This is a genomic window from Streptomyces sp. TM32 (assembly GCF_004122755.1).
GTDB classification, from domain to species: Bacteria; Actinomycetota; Actinomycetes; order Streptomycetales; family Streptomycetaceae; genus Streptomyces; species Streptomyces sioyaensis.
Map to the genome: position 1 here is coordinate 1 of NZ_SDIG01000053.1, position 16,118 is coordinate 16,118.

Annotated in this window: 12 protein-coding genes; 9 read left to right on the plus strand and 3 right to left on the minus strand. The window is 68.6% G+C overall.

Going from position 1 to position 16,118, the window contains the following annotated elements:
- Nucleotides 1-493: 493 nt before the first annotated feature.
- Nucleotides 494-1,006, plus strand: coding sequence for a GNAT family N-acetyltransferase (locus EST92_RS14585; protein WP_129281363.1), 513 nt, complete (start codon nucleotides 494-496; stop codon nucleotides 1,004-1,006).
- A 117-nt stretch (nucleotides 1,007-1,123) separates the two neighbouring features.
- Here EST92_RS14585 and EST92_RS14590 read toward each other — a convergent pair whose 3' ends face one another.
- Nucleotides 1,124-2,377, minus strand: a complete 1,254-nt coding sequence (locus EST92_RS14590; RefSeq protein WP_129281364.1) for a cytochrome P450 — start codon at nucleotides 2,375-2,377, stop codon at nucleotides 1,124-1,126.
- Between the two features lie 361 nt (nucleotides 2,378-2,738).
- On the opposite strand from EST92_RS14590, the gene EST92_RS14595 reads away from it, so the two are divergent.
- Nucleotides 2,739-4,373, plus strand: a complete 1,635-nt coding sequence (locus EST92_RS14595) for an FAD-dependent monooxygenase (protein WP_129281365.1) — start codon at nucleotides 2,739-2,741, stop codon at nucleotides 4,371-4,373.
- 119 nt (nucleotides 4,374-4,492) lie between these two features.
- Nucleotides 4,493-5,530, plus strand: coding sequence for an amidohydrolase family protein (locus tag EST92_RS14600; protein ID WP_343283796.1), 1,038 nt, complete (start codon nucleotides 4,493-4,495; stop codon nucleotides 5,528-5,530).
- Here the strand turns inward: EST92_RS14600 and EST92_RS14605 are convergent.
- The gene (locus EST92_RS14605) at nucleotides 5,527-6,627 is read right to left on the minus strand and encodes an NAD(P)/FAD-dependent oxidoreductase (protein ID WP_129281366.1); all 1,101 of its coding nucleotides are present in this window, start codon (nucleotides 6,625-6,627) and stop codon (nucleotides 5,527-5,529) included. The genes EST92_RS14600 and EST92_RS14605 overlap by 4 nt on opposite strands.
- A gap of 458 nt (nucleotides 6,628-7,085) precedes the next feature.
- Nucleotides 7,086-8,672 carry a hemopexin repeat-containing protein gene (locus EST92_RS31790; protein ID WP_216849101.1) on the minus strand — a complete coding sequence of 529 codons (1,587 nt, stop codon included), beginning with the start codon at nucleotides 8,670-8,672 and terminating at the stop codon, nucleotides 7,086-7,088.
- 372 nt (nucleotides 8,673-9,044) lie between these two features.
- Between EST92_RS31790 and EST92_RS14625 the strand changes: the two genes are divergently transcribed.
- From EST92_RS14625 to EST92_RS14650, 6 genes are all read left to right on the plus strand, one after another.
- A complete protein-coding gene (locus EST92_RS14625) occupies nucleotides 9,045-9,605 on the plus strand; it encodes a putative immunity protein (RefSeq protein WP_129281367.1) in 561 nt (186 codons plus the stop codon).
- A gap of 188 nt (nucleotides 9,606-9,793) precedes the next feature.
- A complete protein-coding gene (locus tag EST92_RS14630; protein WP_161981738.1) occupies nucleotides 9,794-10,555 on the plus strand; it encodes an alpha/beta fold hydrolase in 762 nt (253 codons plus the stop codon).
- A gap of 467 nt (nucleotides 10,556-11,022) precedes the next feature.
- Nucleotides 11,023-12,078, plus strand: coding sequence for a 3-oxoacyl-[acyl-carrier-protein] synthase III C-terminal domain-containing protein (locus tag EST92_RS14635; protein WP_254068815.1), 1,056 nt, complete (start codon nucleotides 11,023-11,025; stop codon nucleotides 12,076-12,078).
- A 3-nt stretch (nucleotides 12,079-12,081) separates the two neighbouring features.
- Nucleotides 12,082-13,011 carry a hypothetical protein gene (locus EST92_RS14640; protein ID WP_129281369.1) on the plus strand — a complete coding sequence of 310 codons (930 nt, stop codon included), beginning with the start codon at nucleotides 12,082-12,084 and terminating at the stop codon, nucleotides 13,009-13,011.
- Nucleotides 13,012-13,021: 10 nt separating this feature from the next.
- Nucleotides 13,022-15,055: a fatty acid CoA ligase family protein gene (locus EST92_RS14645; RefSeq protein WP_129281370.1), complete on the plus strand. Its 2,034-nt coding sequence runs from the start codon at nucleotides 13,022-13,024 to the stop codon at nucleotides 15,053-15,055.
- Nucleotides 15,052-16,095, plus strand: coding sequence for an NAD-dependent epimerase/dehydratase family protein (locus tag EST92_RS14650; protein WP_129281371.1), 1,044 nt, complete (start codon nucleotides 15,052-15,054; stop codon nucleotides 16,093-16,095). The genes EST92_RS14645 and EST92_RS14650 overlap by 4 nt, the downstream gene beginning before the upstream one ends.
- Nucleotides 16,096-16,118: the final 23 nt, after the last annotated feature.

A 16,118-nucleotide genomic window follows, 5' to 3' on the forward strand; every position in this document is an offset into this window, starting at 1 on the left:
GACCGCGAGGACGCAGAGCGGCGCCCCGTCACCCCACATCACATCTCCACCCACCCCCGTATCACATCTCCCCTCCCACACACTTCTCGTTGCCAAAAAATGAGCGGCACCTTCCTCGGAATACCTCCCCCCTCAGGCATCCGCTACTGATGCTGACGTACGTCCAAATTGACGGTCATTCCGCTTAGGTGCCAAGTAGTGCGAAAGATGGCTCCTTGCGCTATACCAGGGGGTGCATCACGCGCACGGCACGTGCCTGAGTGCTGAATTCAGGACGTTGACGGGGTGAGGGGGGCCGCGGTGATCGCGCGGAGCAATTCTCCCGCCGGCCGGCGAAGGACTCGCGCAGCCATGTTCGTTCCTGGTGAACGACTCGTGTGGCCGCCCGGGAACGGTGCACATCCCTGATCTTCTGCCGGCGGATTCCCTCGGCCCGGCATCGTTTCTCACGCCACCGAGATCTCCGGTTCTCACGAACGAGAAGGACGCTGAAATGATCCCTACCCTGCACACCGACCGACTGGTGTTCTCGCCCTACCGGCCCGAGGACGAGGACGCCTTCGTGGCCCTGCTCAGGGATGAAGTCGTCTGCCGCTGGATGGGCCAGGAAAGATCACCGGAAATAGACATCCGAGCGATATTCCGGTCCATCCTCACCGACGTCTACCCGAAGAACCTGTTCGACATATGGGCCGTGTGGTCCGGCGGTGCGTACGTGGGCCACGCGGAGCTCAAGAAGACGGGCAACGTCGACGGCCACGAGGTCGTCGCCGCGCTCGTCCGGGAACACTGGGGCAAGGGCCTGGGAACCGAACTCGTGCAAGGGCTGCTGCACTACGCCGCCGACACGTTGAAGCTCACCGAGGTCTACGGCATGGTGGGCGCCGAAAACACTCCCTGCCTGGGCATGGCCGGCAAATTGGGCTCCCAGCACATCCGCGATGTCGTCGGGGCCGACGGCACGGTGACGAAGATGGTCGTGGTACCGCTCGGGGTCCGCGCCTGACGCCCGGTCCGCTGGACCACCCGGCCGGCTGCTGCGAGTTCGCCCGCCGGCCGCTTCGGCGGGCTGCACGGCCGTTGCGAGCAGCCCGCCCGCCCAACTCCCAACGCCGCGCGGACGTCAGCGCGTCCCGCCGGGCTCCAGGGACACCGGCAGTTCGACCAGGCCACGGAACGCGGGGAAGGGCACGGTGAGCCAACGCACGTCCTCCGGCGGTACGGCCATGGCGACGTCGGGATACCTGCGGAACAGCGTGGTGAGCGCGATCTGCATTTCGAGCCGGGCCAACGGAGCCCCGACGCAATAGTGCGGACCGTGTCCGAACGCGATGTGGGTGCTCTGGACGCCTTCGCGCATCAGATGGAGCCGGTCCGGATCATCGAATGCCTCCGGATCCCGGTTCGCGGACGCGATGGCGATCTGTACGAGCGCGCCCTTCGGGATGAGGACGTCGCGGATTTTCACGTCTTCGGTGGCATAGCGGAACGTCGAGTTCTCGACGGACCCTTCGTACCGCAGCAATTCCTCGATGGCCTGCGGGAAAAGCGCCGGATCCTGCTTCACCGTGCGGAGCTGGTCCTGGTGGGTGAGCAGATGGTAGACGGCGTTCCCGATCAGATAGGCCGTGGTCTTGTGGCCGGCGAAGAGCAGGACCCAGGCGGTCGAGACCAGTTCACTGTCGGTCAGCGCGCCGTCCTCGTCCTGAGCCGTGATCAGCGCGCTCAGCAGGTCCTCGCCCGGGTTGCGCCGCTTGCGCGCGATGAGATCCACCAGATAGTTGCGCAGATTACCCTCGGCTTCTTCGAGCGCCTTTTTCGCCTCGGGCCCGAATCCCGTTTTGGCCACCGTGACGGACCACGTGTGCGCTTGCTCGCGTTCGTCCTCCGGCACGCCGAGCAGCTCACAGATCACATTGAGCGGAAGCGGGAAGGCGAAGGAGGGCAGCAGGTCCACCGGTTCGCGGGTCGAGCACCGGTCGAGCAGTCCGTCCGCGATCTCCTGGACCCGCGGGCGAAGGGCCTCCACACGGCGCGGGGTGAGAGCGCCGTTGACGACCCGGCGGAGCCGCGTGTGCTTCGGCGGATCGGAGAACAGCATGTTGTCGTCCAGCGCCACCGAGGAGTCGCCGAAGATCCGCTGGTAGGCGTCCATGGCCCCGTACATGTCCTTGCTGAACCGAGGATCGGCCAGCGCGGTCCGCGCGTCGTCGTACCGGGTGATCAGGTACGTCTCCACGCCGTGCGGCGGGAGCAGGGGGCAGACCGGAGAGTCTTTCCGCAACTGGGCATAGACGGGGTGCGGGTTCGTGCGGAATTCCGGGGTGCATGCGGAGGCGGCAGCTGCGGGGTCTGAAGACTCATATACGTCTGTCACGGCACATCCTGAAGTGAGGGCTGCCGCTGGAAGTGCAGCCGAGATGAATGCTGCAAGAGGGGAGCCCTGCCTTCGGGGCTGAAATGAATGCGGAGGGCCGATCGAAAAGTTCCCGGAGCCGGTAAGCGCGAAACTTCCGCACTAGCCCATTCGGGGACCGCCATTGCCTCCGGAAGGGCGCCATATCCGGCCCCGCTGGGGAAGAAACCGGCCCCGCCACTTCCGCCTCCCGATCGGAGCAACAGGACTCGCGCACCGGAAGGCGCACGGTCGAGAGTTGTTCCCAGGATCCGCACCCATCAGCCCTGCCTTTCCGCACCCATCAGCCCTGGCCTTCAGGACGCCGACAAGAGGAACAGACATGAGTGACAGCGCTGCAGAATCCGTGCCGGTACTCATTGCAGGTGGATCCTTGGTCGGTCTATCCGCCTCGGTGTTCCTCGGTCGCCTGGGGGTGAAACACCTCCTGGTGGAGCGGCACGCCGAGACGTCCATGCACCCGCGGGGCCGCGGGAACAATATCCGCACCATGGAGCTGTTCCGCACCGCAGGCGTCGAGCCGGCCATCCGCGAGGCGGCCTCCGCGCTCTCGGGGAACGACGGGGTGCTGCAGACGGAAAGGCTCTCCAGCGACGAGCAGCGATGGATCATCCCGCGTATCGATCCGGATTCCTCACTGTCCAGCATCACCCCGTCAGGCTGGTGCCTGTGCAGCCAGAACGACCTGGAGCCGGTGCTGTTGAAGTACGCCCGCGAGCTGGGCGGCGATGTGCGTTTCGGTACGGAACTCATCTCGTACACACAGGATGACCGCGGCGTCCATGCCGAATTGTGCAATCGGGAAACCGGCGAGTCACGAGCGGTGCAGGCGGAATACCTCATCGCCGCCGACGGCCCCAGGAGCCCGGTCCGCAAGAGCCTGGACATCGGGCACACCGGCCCGGGAACCCTGTTCCACAACGTCAGCGTCACGTTCCGCAGCAAGAACCTCAAGAACGTCGTGGGGGACCGCCGGTTCGTCGTCTGCTACATCACCAATCCCGACGGCGAGGGGGCCTTGCTGCCGGTCGACAACAACGAGCAGTGGGTCTTCCACGTCCCCTGGGCATACGACCGCGGCGAGACACTGGACGCCTTCACCGACATGCGCCTCACCGCGCACATCCGCGCGGCGGCCGGTGACCCCGACATCGATGTGGAGATCACGGGAAAGGCCCCTTGGCACGCGGCCAACAGAGTCGCCGACAGTTATGGCCGGGGCCGGGTCTTCCTGGCCGGCGACTCGGCACACGAAATGCCGCCGACGGGTGCCTTCGGCTCGAACACCGGGATCCAGGACGCGCACAACCTGGCCTGGAAAATCACCGCCGTTCTGCGCGGCTGGGCCGGCCGTGCGCTGCTGGACACGTATCAGGAGGAACGGAGGTCGGTCGCCCTGGCAACCACCCTCCGCGCCTCACAGCAGGCGGTGGAGGAACAGCACCCCGGATACACCGCGGCCGCTTCCCGCAACAACGATCCGGCCGACCTGCTCACCGTCGCGTTGTGCTATCGCTACGCCTCGGACGCAATCCTGGGCGGCGATCCGGACGGTGACGTCGTTCCCCGCGCATTCGAATTGGGCGGCGCACCCGGCAGCCGGGCTCCCCACCTGTGGGTCGAGCGGGACGGCAAGAGGATGTCCACCCTGGATCTGTACGAGACGTCCTGCACCGTCCTCAGCGGTCCCGCGGGCAGCGCCTGGCGGGACGCGGCTCGCGCCGTAGCAGAAGAGTTGGACGTACCTCTCGCCGCCTACCTCATCGGCAATACGTCCGAGTGCGACCTGCTCCCGGAACCCGGAGTGGACTGGGCGCAACTGCACGGAACGCAGGACGACGGTGCGGTATTGGTACGCCCCGACGGCTTCGTGGCATGGAAGTCGGGCAACGGCGACGCGGGGGACCCGCACAAGGTCTTGACGGACGTGCTCGGAAAGCTCTTGCACCGCCCGTAGTCCCATCGCCCCGGCAAGCCTCTCTCAGAGAAAAAAGCCCCGCCCCAAGAGAAGGCCTCTTCCCGTGAAACAGCCCCCTCCGCCAACAGCTCGCCGTCAGAGCAAGCAGGGAGATCCACGTGACATCACCCGAGCAGCACCCCAGCAAGTCTCCCGGCACTGACAAGCGACGGGCAGCGAAGACCGCCCGGGGGGACCAGACCACCGAGAGCGGTCGCGTGGACGTACACCATCACTTCACCGCTCCGGCCTGGATCGACTGGGCCGAAAGCAAAGGCCTGACGCGACGCGAAAAGCTGCCCTGGTGGACTCGTTGGGACGCGGACACCACGCTCGACGTCATGAGCAAGGCCGGGATCAGCACCAGCATTCTGACCGCTGCCATGCCGGGCAGCCCCGCTCAGGACCCCCAGCAGCGTAAAGAGGGCCTGCACATCTCCCTCCAGGCCATGTCCGATCTCGCACAAGCCCACCCCCGGCGCTTCGCCTTCTTCACCCCGGTCTTCCTCGACGACCTGGAGACGTCAAGGTGGTCCATGCGCAAGGGACTTGACGACTACGGTGCCGTCGGCGTGAGCACCCGCACCAGCATGGGCGGCGCATACCTCGGTGACGCGGCGCACGAATCGCTGCTCGCGGAACTCAACGAACGATCAGCAGTCGTCAGCACCCATCCCATGGAGATCCCCTCAGGCCCGGTCATGCCAGGGCTGCCGCCCTTCATGTGCGACTTCCTGCTGGACACCACGCGCGCTGCCATCAATCTGATTCTCCAGGGGACCCTGGACCGGTATCCGAATCTCTCGTTCATCCTCCCCCACGGCGGTGGATTCCTGCCCTACATGGCGACGCGCCTGGAACTCTTCACGCACATGCTCACCCCGAAAATCGAGCCCGCTCGCGTCCGCGATTACCTGCATCGCTTCTACTACGACACCGCGGCACCGATGTCCCCCTCCGCCACCCCCACGCTGATCTCCACCGTCGATCCCGGCCGGATCCTCTACGGGACCGACTGGCCCCCCACATCGGCCGAGATCATCACCGATGTCGTGGCGCCGGCCCTCGACCGGGACCCGGCCCTCTCCGACAGCCAGCGGCGCGGCATCAACCGGGACAACGCGCTGCACCTCATGCCGGCTCTCGCGCGACTCTAAGAGCCGAGGAGGCCGTCGAGCGCTTCGGCGCATTCCCGGGCGGCCTGGGCCGAGCGGGGCAGCATGAGGCTTTCATAGGCGCGTACGGCGTCGTCGAGGGTGGATTCGGTGATGAGGGCGTGGGCGAGGTCCGTGCCATCGAGCATGGCGAGGTTCGCGCCGAGCCCTACGGGGGGCATCAGATGCGCGGCGTCGCCCAGCAGCGTGATGCCAGGGACGTGTTCCCAGGCATGGGGGACCGGCAGCACGAACACGGGGCGATTGACGAATCCGCCGTCGTGGTGCCGTACGAGAGCGAGCAGCTGCTCGTCCCATCCCTCGAACATCGTCAGCAGGTGTGCGCGGACGGCCGCCGTGTCATCGAGCGCCACCTCGGCGGCCACGTGCCAATCCTGCGGGGCGCGGAAGGCGAGGTAGACGCGGATGTGGCCATTGCTGTTGCGCTGGGCCAGCAGCGCCCTGCTACCGGTGCTCGCCAGCATGGTGCCGTTGCCGACGAGGCCGGCAAGGGCGGGATGGCGGGCGTCGCAGTCGTCGAAACCGGCTTCGACGAAGGTGACACCGTGGTAGCCGGGCGTGGCGTCCGACAGGGTTGCGCGGACGCGCGACCAGGCACCGTCGGCACCGACCACGAGGTCGGCCTCCTCGGTGGTGCCGTCGTCGAAACGGAGCCGCCAGGGGCCGTCGCCGAGCGGCTCGACACCGGTCACTGCGTGGTCCCACCGGACGGTGCCCTCGGCAAGGGAATCCAGGAGCAGGCCACGCAGTTGACCGCGGTCGACTTCGGGGCTGTCGGCATCGTGGCCGGGGCCCTCGACAGGCAGGACGGCGGCGGTGGCAGGGTCGAGCAGGCGCCACTCCTGGCCCTCAGGACGGGCCACGGCGCGGAACCGGTCGAGTAACTCCGCCGCACGCAGGGCCACCTGGCCGGTGCCGGCGTGGATGTCGAGGCTGCCGCCCTGGGGGCGGGCACCGGTGGACGCCTCACGTTCGAAGACGGTGACCGGCCGGCCGTGGAGTTGCAGGACGCGGGCGCAGACAAGGCCCCCGAGGCCGGCGCCGACCACTGCGATGCGGGGGTGGCGAGTGGAGTGCATGAAGCTGTCTCTCGGAAGGTGGATGGATGAGGTGCCGAACGGTCCGGCACGCAGCCAAGAAAGCACAGCCACACGAAGCGAAACCAATGAATAAGACGGTGTCGATGACGGGACTCGACACCCTTGCGAGCGAGCCGGACCCCGATGTGCTGGCCCCAGGTGCCAGGTGCCAGGTGCCAGGTGCCAGGTGCCAGGTGCCAGGTGCCAGGTGCCAGGTGCCAGATGCCCAGACGCCCCAGAGCCATCGCCGCAGGGTGGATGTCGCAAGCCTTGTCCGCGTGGCCTCCCTCGCGGTGGCAGATGGAGGTGCGGGTGATGCTGTGAAGGCCAGGAAGTGGATTCGCCGGCCGGGCCCGCAAAGGGACCCGGCCGGCGAATCGCTACCGACTCATCTACGGACGACGACTGAAGAACCCAACCACGTGATCACGTCATGAGCTCTCGTCATCGTTTCCCGGTTAGCTTGCGAATACGGTTCCCTTGAGGGATGGCCAGCCTTCTGCGATGAGTTTCGGGCCATTGATGATCTTGTCATCCGTGGTACCGGGAGCATAGTTCACCAGTACGTACTGGTCCTCCGTGAAGAGGTATACCTCTTCCGTGTTGGCGGGTGACTGGACTGCGGCGTCGATTCCGTTCTCGAATACGGTTCCCTTGAGGGACGGCCAGCCTTCTGTGATGGCTTTCGGGCCGTTGATGATTTTGTCGTCCGTGGTGCCCGGGGCGGACTTCACCAGGGCATACTGGTCGCCCTTGAAGAGATATACCTCATCCTTTCGGCTCGACCGCAATGCGGCGTCGACCCCCTTCTCGAATACGGTCCCCTTAAGGGATGGCCAGCCTTCTGTGATCGCCTTGGGGCCGTTGATGATCTTGTCACCAGTGGTACCCGGCGCATAGTTCACCAGGGCATACTGGTCGCCCTTGAAGAGGTATACCTCTTCCGTGTTGGCGGGTGACTGGACTGCGGCGTCGATTCCGTTCTCGAATACGGTTCCCTTGAGGGACGGCCAGCCTTCTGCGATGGCCTTGGGGCCGTTGATGATATTGTCGTCCGTGGTGCCCGGGGCGGACTTCACCAGGGCATACTGGTCGCCCTTGAAGAGATATACCTCATCCTTTCGGCTCGACCGCAATGCGGCGTCGACCCCCTTCTCGAATACGGTCCCCTTAAGGGATGGCCAGCCTTCTGTGATCGCCTTGGGGCCGTTGATGATCTTGTCACCAGTGGTACCCGGCGCATAGTTCACCAGGGCATACTGGTCGCCCTTGAAGAGGTATACCTCTTCCGTGTTGGCGGGTGACTGGACTGCGGCGTCGATTCCGTTCTCGAATACGGTTCCCTTGAGGGACGGCCAGCCTTCTGCGATGGCCTTGGGGCCGTTGATGATATTGTCGTCCGTGGTGCCCGGGGCGGACTTCACCAGGGCGTACTGGTTACCCCTGAAGAGGTATACCTCGTCCTTTCGGCTCGACCGGAACGAGGCGTCGATCCCCGGGCAGGAACTGGCAGAACTGGCCGGGGACTGGTCCGTGCTGCGCTTTTTGCCTCCCGGGCCGGATATGCCGCATACTGCCGCCGCGCCTGTGGCCAATCCGCTTCGGGTGGCGTCGTTTTGATAGTAGGCATAGGTCGTCAGGAATGCGGTGGATCTGTCCGGATTGGCGGGGTTGAGGATCACGATCATGCCTTGGAGCTGGTTCTCGCCGGTGGTACGCCAGTAGACGTCTCCGCCGTAGCGGCGAGCGTAGGAGTCGGTGGGACGTGTGAGGGTGTCTCGTATCATGTCCCGCCACTCATCGAAGTTGCACTGGCGCCCGAGGACGTTCTGGCACTCATTCTGATCGTGGACGTGCTTGGGGTATGAGTGGCCGGCCGCAAGGTCGGCCATCTCGTTTACCTCCTCGCTTGTGAGCGTATGAGCAGGCTGGAAACCACTGACTGAAGCGGCAGTGCTTGCTGTTCCCACTATTGAGCCGGCAGCGACCGAAAGAGCGGCAATCACGAGCATGATGCTCCTGAGGCGTCTCTTGAATGGGCGCATGTGTGTTCCTTTCGTCATTCCTCATGCCTTTGCCTGGCACCCTGGGGAATGTCATGGAGTCGCAGCGGCCCTGCGATTGCGCGCTCATTGCCTTGCCCCCCTGATGCCGATCTGTGGAATCAGTCCGTGCGGGGAGCCCTGTTCAGACTCCTCGATGAACTGACGACCCCGCCGAAAGAGTCAACGCATCGGGGTCCGGCAATTTATGCCATACAAGGACGCTCATCGCTATGGAAAGCGGTAAACGCTACGGATTTCCACGATATGGATCGTGGTGACCACGAGACCGGGTCGGGCAGACCACGAGCCGGACAGTGCCGGTCGGCCGGCCGCACTGAGACGGTGTCCCGCGCGGTGGTCGAAGATGGAGCCATGACAGAGACAGCGCGCGAGATCGTTCTGAGCAAGCAGGACCTTCGTGAGGTCACCGCGTTCGCTGCGGCGTGCGCGGAGGTGGTGCTCGCGGTGTTCGAGGCCGATCAGCCGGACGACTCGCGACCTCGGGATGCCATCGGTGCCGCGTGGGAGTTCGCCCGGGGTGGTGAGCGCGGCAAATCTCTGCGCGACACAGCGTGGGCGGCCCTCAAGGCAGCCAAGAGTCCGGAAACCGCGGCTGCGCGCGAGGCAGCCCTGGCGGCGATGTCCGCGGCAGGCGCCGCGTACCTGCATCCGCTGGCCAAGGCCACCCAGGTCAAGCACATTCTCGGAGCAGGCGCGTACGCGGCCAGAGCGGCCGAACTCGTCGCGGGCGACGACCGGAACGTGGGTGCCGAACATCTTGAGCGGGCCGCGCATCGTGCGACACCGGTCGTCATTGACGTGCTCGCACGCTTCCCGGCGGCACCGGCCGGAGGCGGACGGGTGGGGGAGTTGATCCGCATACTGGACGCCGGCCTTCGTGGGAGCCGGACGCCGACACCGGATGTCCCGTGACCCGACCGCTGGACGATGGCCACTGGAGTGGGATTGGTCGTCGGAGAGTCCCCCGGTGAGATGGACCGACCCCAGGTTCCAGGGGGCCACGGGCGACTGTGTGGCGCACGTGGCAGGGTATGGGCCGACATGCGGCCGCTGAGTCTGTGCGGCTGACCGGCCTGCCGTCGTGGAAACGAGGACACGCGATGTTCGGCATCACACGATCCCTGGCCGCTCCCTGGTGGACCGGGGAGCCCGCGCCGCTCGCCGAGCGGACGTTGCTCTGTCTCCCGTATGCCGGCGGGGGACCCCAGACCTACCGTCGCTGGGGGGAGTTGCTCGGACCGTCGGTCGAGGTGCTCGCCATGACCCCGCCGGGCCGCGGCCGCCGCTACGGCGAGGAACCCTGCCGCGATCTGCCGTCACTGCTGCATCCGCTCGCGGACGCGCTCCCCGGGTTACCGCATCGGCCGTACGTGCTGTTCGGTCACAGTCTCGGGGCGACGGTCGGCTACGAACTGTGTCTGGAGATCCGGCGACGCGGACTGCCCATGCCGCAGGGCCTCGTGGTGTCCGGCCGCCAGGCACCGGATCTGCCGTGGCGGTTCCGGCAGGTCAGCGAGCTGCCTGACGACGAATTCACCGAGGCCCTGCGCGACTTGGGCGGTACCCCCGAAGCGGTGCTGGCCCAGCCGGAACTGATGAGCCTGTTGATGCCGGCCCTCCGTGCGGACTTCGCGATCGTGGAGTCGTACCGCCACCGCGGTGAGCCGCCGCTCGACGTGCCGATCCTCGCCCTCGCCGGTACCGAGGACGACCGTGCCTCCGCGGACCACATGGCACGCTGGGCCGACCGGACAACCGCATCGTTCGCCCTGCACCCGGTCCATGGCGGCCACTTCTTCGTGGACACCCAGGCAGCCGCCGTGACCGAGCTCGTCTCGGCCTTCCTGTCTCCACCGCGCTGACCACGTACGCGAAGCCCATGAAACGGCCCGCGGTGAGCGCCGACGCACGCACGTCGTTCGCCGCGGGGTTTTGGTTCCGGAGGCTCACCCGCTGTTCTCAGTGATCAACGTCATGTGCCATGTCAGGTCATGCAGACAGATCACGGGATACGGTAAGTATCAGCGCCGCTCCAGAGAGGCAGGACCAGAAGTCCGCCTCCGGACGCGGCATCGCGGGGTGCGCCGCTGTCGCCGCCTCCGTAGGAAATCAGCAGTCTTCCTGCCGTGAACGGGGTCATGACCTCTGGCAGGCGCCTCCATGGGGAATCGCCGCGCCACCGGCCGGTGCGGGACGTTCGATGCCCGCATCCGCTGCGCGCTGCCTCGGTGGAGGCGCGGGACGAACATCCCGCCGTGCGGCCTCGGGTGGGGCGTGCCGGCTCTGCCGTCGGTACCCACGAGCGGGGCAAGGAAAAGGAGTGAGGACGATGACCAGCAGGAGCAGTCGGTTAGAGGCGCTCGGCGCTTATCTGCCGCCCACCGTGCAGACGACTGCGGAGTTGGTGGCCCAGGTGTCCGGAGCGCAGGAATTCGACCTGCAACGGATCACGGGGGTGGCGGAGCGGAGGGTCCATGATCCCCGGCCGGAGGCGGGCGAGGACTCCTACGGTCTGGCGCTGCGGGCGGCCCGGGACTGCCTGGGCAATTCCCGTTACGAGGCGGCCGATCTGGACGTGGTGATCTCCGCGTCCATCACCCGCTTCCAGGACGGCGACCGCTTCGCCTTCGAGCCTTCCTTCGCCCGGCAGCTGGCCGCCGAGCTGGGCGCGCGGAGCGCGATCCACTTCGATGTGTCCAACGCCTGCGCCGGGATGCTCACCGGTGTGTACCTGCTGGACCGGCTCATCCGGGCCGGCGTGGCGAGGAACGGCCTGGTGGTCAGCGGCGAGCAGGCCACCAAGGTGGCCCGGACCGCGGCCGCCGAGATCACCGACTCCTACGATCCGCAGTTCGCCTCGCTCTCGGTGGGCGACTCGGCGGCGGCCGTCATCCTCGACGAGTCCGTGGACGAGGCCGACCGGATCCACTACGTGGAGATGATGACCTGCGCGGAGTACTCGCACCTGTGCCTGGGCATGCCCAGCGACCGGACCGAGGGCATCGCCCTCTACACGGACAACAAGCAGATGCACAAGCGGGACCGGCTCCGGCTCTGGCCCACCTTTCACGGGGACGTCCTGGCGAAACAGGGCCGCACCTTCGCCGACGAGGAGTTCGACTACATCGTGCAGCACCAGGTGGGCACCCGCTTCGTCGAGTTCGTGAACCGGACCGGGGAGGAGGTGTTCGGTACCGGGATGCCGCGGTCGCTGTCGGTGGTCGAGCGGTTCGGCAATACCGCCACCACCTCCCACTTCCTGGTATTGCGCGAGCACTTGAAGGCCGGGACGGCCCGGCCGGGCGGCAAATTCCTGCTGGTGCCCGCCGCCTCGGGCGTGGTCGCCGGGGCCCTGTCCGCAACGATCTCCACGATGGGGGTGTGAGCCGTGGGTGCCGTGATCGCCGCTGCCTCCCTCGCCCTGCCGCGTCCCGCCGACGCCATTGCCACCACGGTGCAGCTCGCCGGGCGGGCCGCCCATGACTGCCTGACCGGGACGGGGCTGTCGCCGGACTCCGTCGGGGTGCTCATCAACGTCGGCGTCTACCGCGAGTCCAACACCTTCGAACCCGCCCTCGCGGCCATGGTGCAGAAGGAAGCGGGCATCAACCTGGACTATCTCGCCGACGCCGCGCCGAGCGCCGGCTTCTCCTTCGACCTGATGAACGGCGCCTGCGGCGTGCTCAACGCCGTACAGGTGGCGCAGGCCCTGCTGGACACCGGCAGCACCGACCGGGTGCTGGTGACCGCGGCGGACGTCCACCCCGGCGGGCGGGCCGCCGACGACCCGGCGTACCCGTACGAGGACCTGGGCGGGGCGCTGTTGCTGGAGCGCTCCACCGACCCCGGTGCCGGATTCGGGCCGGTGCACCTACGGAGCGGCCCGGGGCCGACCGGCACCTCCGGCTACCTGGACACGGCCGCGATGGGGGCCGGGGGCCGGCAGCTGATCACCGTCGAGCAGGACGCGGACCGGGCCGGGAGGCTGCTCGACCTCGCCGCCGCCACCGTGGCGGAGTACACCGAGGAGCACGGCCTGGACCCGGAGCGCACGATGGTCGTCTGCTCCCGCCCCACCCCCGACTTCGCGGCACGCCTCGCCGGGCGGCTGGGCCTCGACCCCGCTTCCGTCCTGGCCGCCCGTCTTCCGGGAAGCGACCCGGAGCGGTCCGGCGAACCGCACACCGCCGCCCCGGTCCTCGGCTATCTGACGGCCCTCGACGGCGGACTGCCACACGCCTACGAAGAGTTGCTCTTCGTCACCGTGGGCGCCGGGCCGAGCGCCGCGTGCGCGAGCTATCGCCTGACGGGAAGGTGAGGGCGGCGCCATGCGTACTGCTCTGACGGAGCGTCAGGAAGGCGTGCAGCCGAACCTCGCCGGGCACCTGGAACACCACGCCCGGGCCTTCCCCGACAAGCCCGCGATCATCCACCCGGACGGCACGGAGGCCGGCGGCGGAATCCGGTACCGCACGCTCACCTACGGCGCACTCCAGGAGCAGGTCGAGGACCTGGCGGCCGGCTTCCTGCGCAGCGGGATCGGGCGGGGCACCAAAACGGTCCTGATGGCGCCTCCGGGGCCGGACCTGTTCGCGCTCGCGTTCGCGCTGTTCCGGGTCGGTGCCGTGCCCGTCGTGGTCGACCCCGGCATGGGCGTGCGGCGGATGCTGCACTGCTACCGCGCCGTGGGCGCCGAGGCGTTCATCGGGCCGCCGGCCGCGCACGCCGTCCGCGTGCTCAGCCGCCGCACCTTCGCGAGCGCCCGGATCCGGGTGACCGTGGGCCGCCGGTGGTTCTGGGGCGGCCACACCCTCGACGGGCTGCGCCGCCCGGCTCCTTCGGCGGAGGACGCGGCCACCGCGAGGGCTCCGGAGAGCCGGCCGGCCGGTGGCGACGACCTGCTGATGATCGGGTTCACCACCGGCAGCACCGGTCCGGCCAAGGGCGTGGAGTACACACACCGGATGGCCGCCGCGACGGCGCGCGGCATCGCGTCCGCACACCGGCGCAGCCGCGAGGAGGTCTCGCTGGTCACCCTGCCGCTCTACGGCATCCTCGATCTGGTCTTCGGCTCCACCCTGGTGGTGGCCCCGGTGGCCCCCGCCAGGGTGGCCGGTGCCGAACCCGGTCCGGTGGTGGCGGCGTTGGCGCGGTTCGAGGTGACCACGATGTTCGCCTCCCCGGCGTTGCTGCGGGTGCTCGGCGAGCACCTCCGCCGGCAGCCCACCGCACTCCCGGCGCTGCGCTGCGTCGTCTCCGGTGGCGCTCCGGTGCCGGCGGACGTCGTCGCCGTGCTGCGCGACGTGCTGGACGAGGCGGCCGAGATCCATACGACGTACGGCGCCACCGAGGCCCTGCCGATCTCCTCCCTGGAGTCCGCCGAGGTACTGGGGGAGACGGCGGCGCGCGCGGCACGGGGCGAAGGCACCTGTGTGGGCCGGCCGGTGCCCGGGGTCGACGTCCGGATCGTACGGACCACCGACGGGCCGCTGCCGAACTGGGAGCCCGCGCTCACCGTCCCACCGGGCGAGGTAGGCGAGATCGCCGTGGCCGGGGACACGGTCAGCCGCCGCTACCACGCGGCCCCGGCGGCGGACGCCCAGCACAAGATCCAGGAACACCCGGCGGACGGCGGCCCGGACCGGCTCTGGCACCGCACCGGTGACCTGGGCAGCCTGGACGACGCGGGCCGGCTGTGGTTCGCCGGGCGGCGCACCCAGCGGGTCACCACCGCCGAGGGCGACCTGCACACGGTCCGCTGCGAGGGCGTGTTCAACGCCCACCCGCTCGTCCGGCGCACCGCGCTGGTCGGCGTCGGAGCGGCGGGCGTACAACGGCCGGTGCTCTGCGTGGAGACCGAGCCGGGGACCGGCCGCGCGCAGTGGCGCACCCTCGTCACCGAACTGCGGCAGCTGGCCGCCGGGCATCCGCAGACCCGGCACGTGCAGGACTTCCTCCGGCACCCGGCCTTCCCCGTCGACCCCCGGCACAACGCGAAGATCGGCCGGGAACTGCTGGCCCGCTGGGCCGGCCGGCGGCTGGACCGCGGGGCACGGCGGCGGCGGACGGCCCTGCGCGCGATCCCGCTGGCGGGGTGGGCGTACCTGCTGCTCGGCGCCGTACGGCCGTTCCACTCCCCGGTGTTGACGGCCCTGTGGTGGACCGATGTCTTTCTGAGCGTCGTGGTGCACGCCGCCCAGATTCCGAGCGCGCTGCCGCGCGGACGGGCCGCCGGCCGGGGCACCGCGGCGACGGTGGGCCTCACCATGCTCTACGGGGCGACCTGGTGGCGGACGCTGCCCCCGGGCGCCGCCCCCGCACACCGGAGCACGGGCACGGGCACGGGGGAGGGGACGCAATGAAGGTCCTGGTGACCGGTGCGTCCGGATTCCTCGGCGGACACCTCGTGGACCGCTGCCTGGCCGAGGGCCATCACGTACGGGCCCTCGTCCGCGGCACCAGCGACGTCACCCGGCTGCGGGCCCTGGAGGGCGTCGAGCTGGTCCACGGCGCGTTGGAGGACGCCGAGTCCCTGCGCCGCGCCGTGGCGGGCGTGGACGTCGTGCACCACAGCGCGGCGCGGGTGGTGGACTTCGGCACCCGCGACCGGTTCTGGCAGGCAAATGTGACCGGTACCGAGCAGCTGCTGGACGCCGCCCGCCGGGCCGGTGCCCGCCGCTTCGTGTTCGTCAGCAGTCCCAGCGCGCTGATGCCGGTCAGGGACGGCGACCGGTTCGACATCGACGAGAGCGTTCCGTACCCCGACCGGTTCCTCAATCTGTACTCCGAGACCAAGGCCGCGGCGGAACGGCGGGTACTGGCCGCGGACGGGCCGGACTTCTCCACGGTCGCGCTGCGCCCGCGCGGCATCTGGGGGCCGCGCGACCACTCCGGCTTCCTGCCCCGCCTGGTCGGCGCGATGCGGGCGGGCCGGCTGCCCGACCTCGCCGCGGGCAAGCGCGTCGAGGTGTCCCTGTGCCACTGCGACAACGCGGTGACCGCGTGCCTGCGGGCGGCCGCCGCCCCGGCGGAACGGGTCGGCGGCAAGGCCTACTTCATCGCGGACCGGGAGCGGACGGACCTGTGGGCCTTCCTGGCCCGTCTGGCAGGGCTGTTCGGCGCGCTGCCACCCACCCGCCCGCTCCCACCGCTGGTCAGGGACGCCCTGGCGGGGGCCGTCGACCGCCTCTGGCAACTCCCCCCGCTGCGGGCACGGGTGGCCCCACCGCTGAGCCGGTACACCGTCGCCCTCCTCACCCGCTCCACGACCTATGACACGAGCGCCGCGGCACGGGACTTCGGCTACACCCCGGACACGGACCAGGAGACGGGGCTGCGGCAGCTGACCGCCTGGGTCGAGTCGGCCGGCGGCGTCGAGGCCTTCGTACGCGCCGTCCGGTGACCCGGGAGCGGCACCGCACCCGG

Bases quoted from the DNA above. Each gene is read 5' to 3' on its own strand.
- EST92_RS14595 (WP_129281365.1), top strand. From the start codon at position 2,739: ATGAGTGACAGCGCTGCAGAATCCGTGCCGGTACTCATTGCAGGTGGA.
- EST92_RS14605 (WP_129281366.1), bottom strand. From the start codon at position 6,627: ATGCACTCCACTCGCCACCCCCGCATCGCAGTGGTCGGCGCCGGCCTC.
- EST92_RS14650 (WP_129281371.1), top strand. From the start codon at position 15,052: ATGAAGGTCCTGGTGACCGGTGCGTCCGGATTCCTCGGCGGACACCTC.
- EST92_RS14625 (WP_129281367.1), top strand. From the start codon at position 9,045: ATGACAGAGACAGCGCGCGAGATCGTTCTGAGCAAGCAGGACCTTCGT.
- EST92_RS31790 (WP_216849101.1), bottom strand. From the start codon at position 8,672: ATGCGCCCATTCAAGAGACGCCTCAGGAGCATCATGCTCGTGATTGCC.
- EST92_RS14585 (WP_129281363.1), top strand. From the start codon at position 494: ATGATCCCTACCCTGCACACCGACCGACTGGTGTTCTCGCCCTACCGG.
- EST92_RS14630 (WP_161981738.1), top strand. From the start codon at position 9,794: ATGTTCGGCATCACACGATCCCTGGCCGCTCCCTGGTGGACCGGGGAG.
- EST92_RS14645 (WP_129281370.1), top strand. From the start codon at position 13,022: ATGCGTACTGCTCTGACGGAGCGTCAGGAAGGCGTGCAGCCGAACCTC.
- EST92_RS14635 (WP_254068815.1), top strand. From the start codon at position 11,023: ATGACCAGCAGGAGCAGTCGGTTAGAGGCGCTCGGCGCTTATCTGCCG.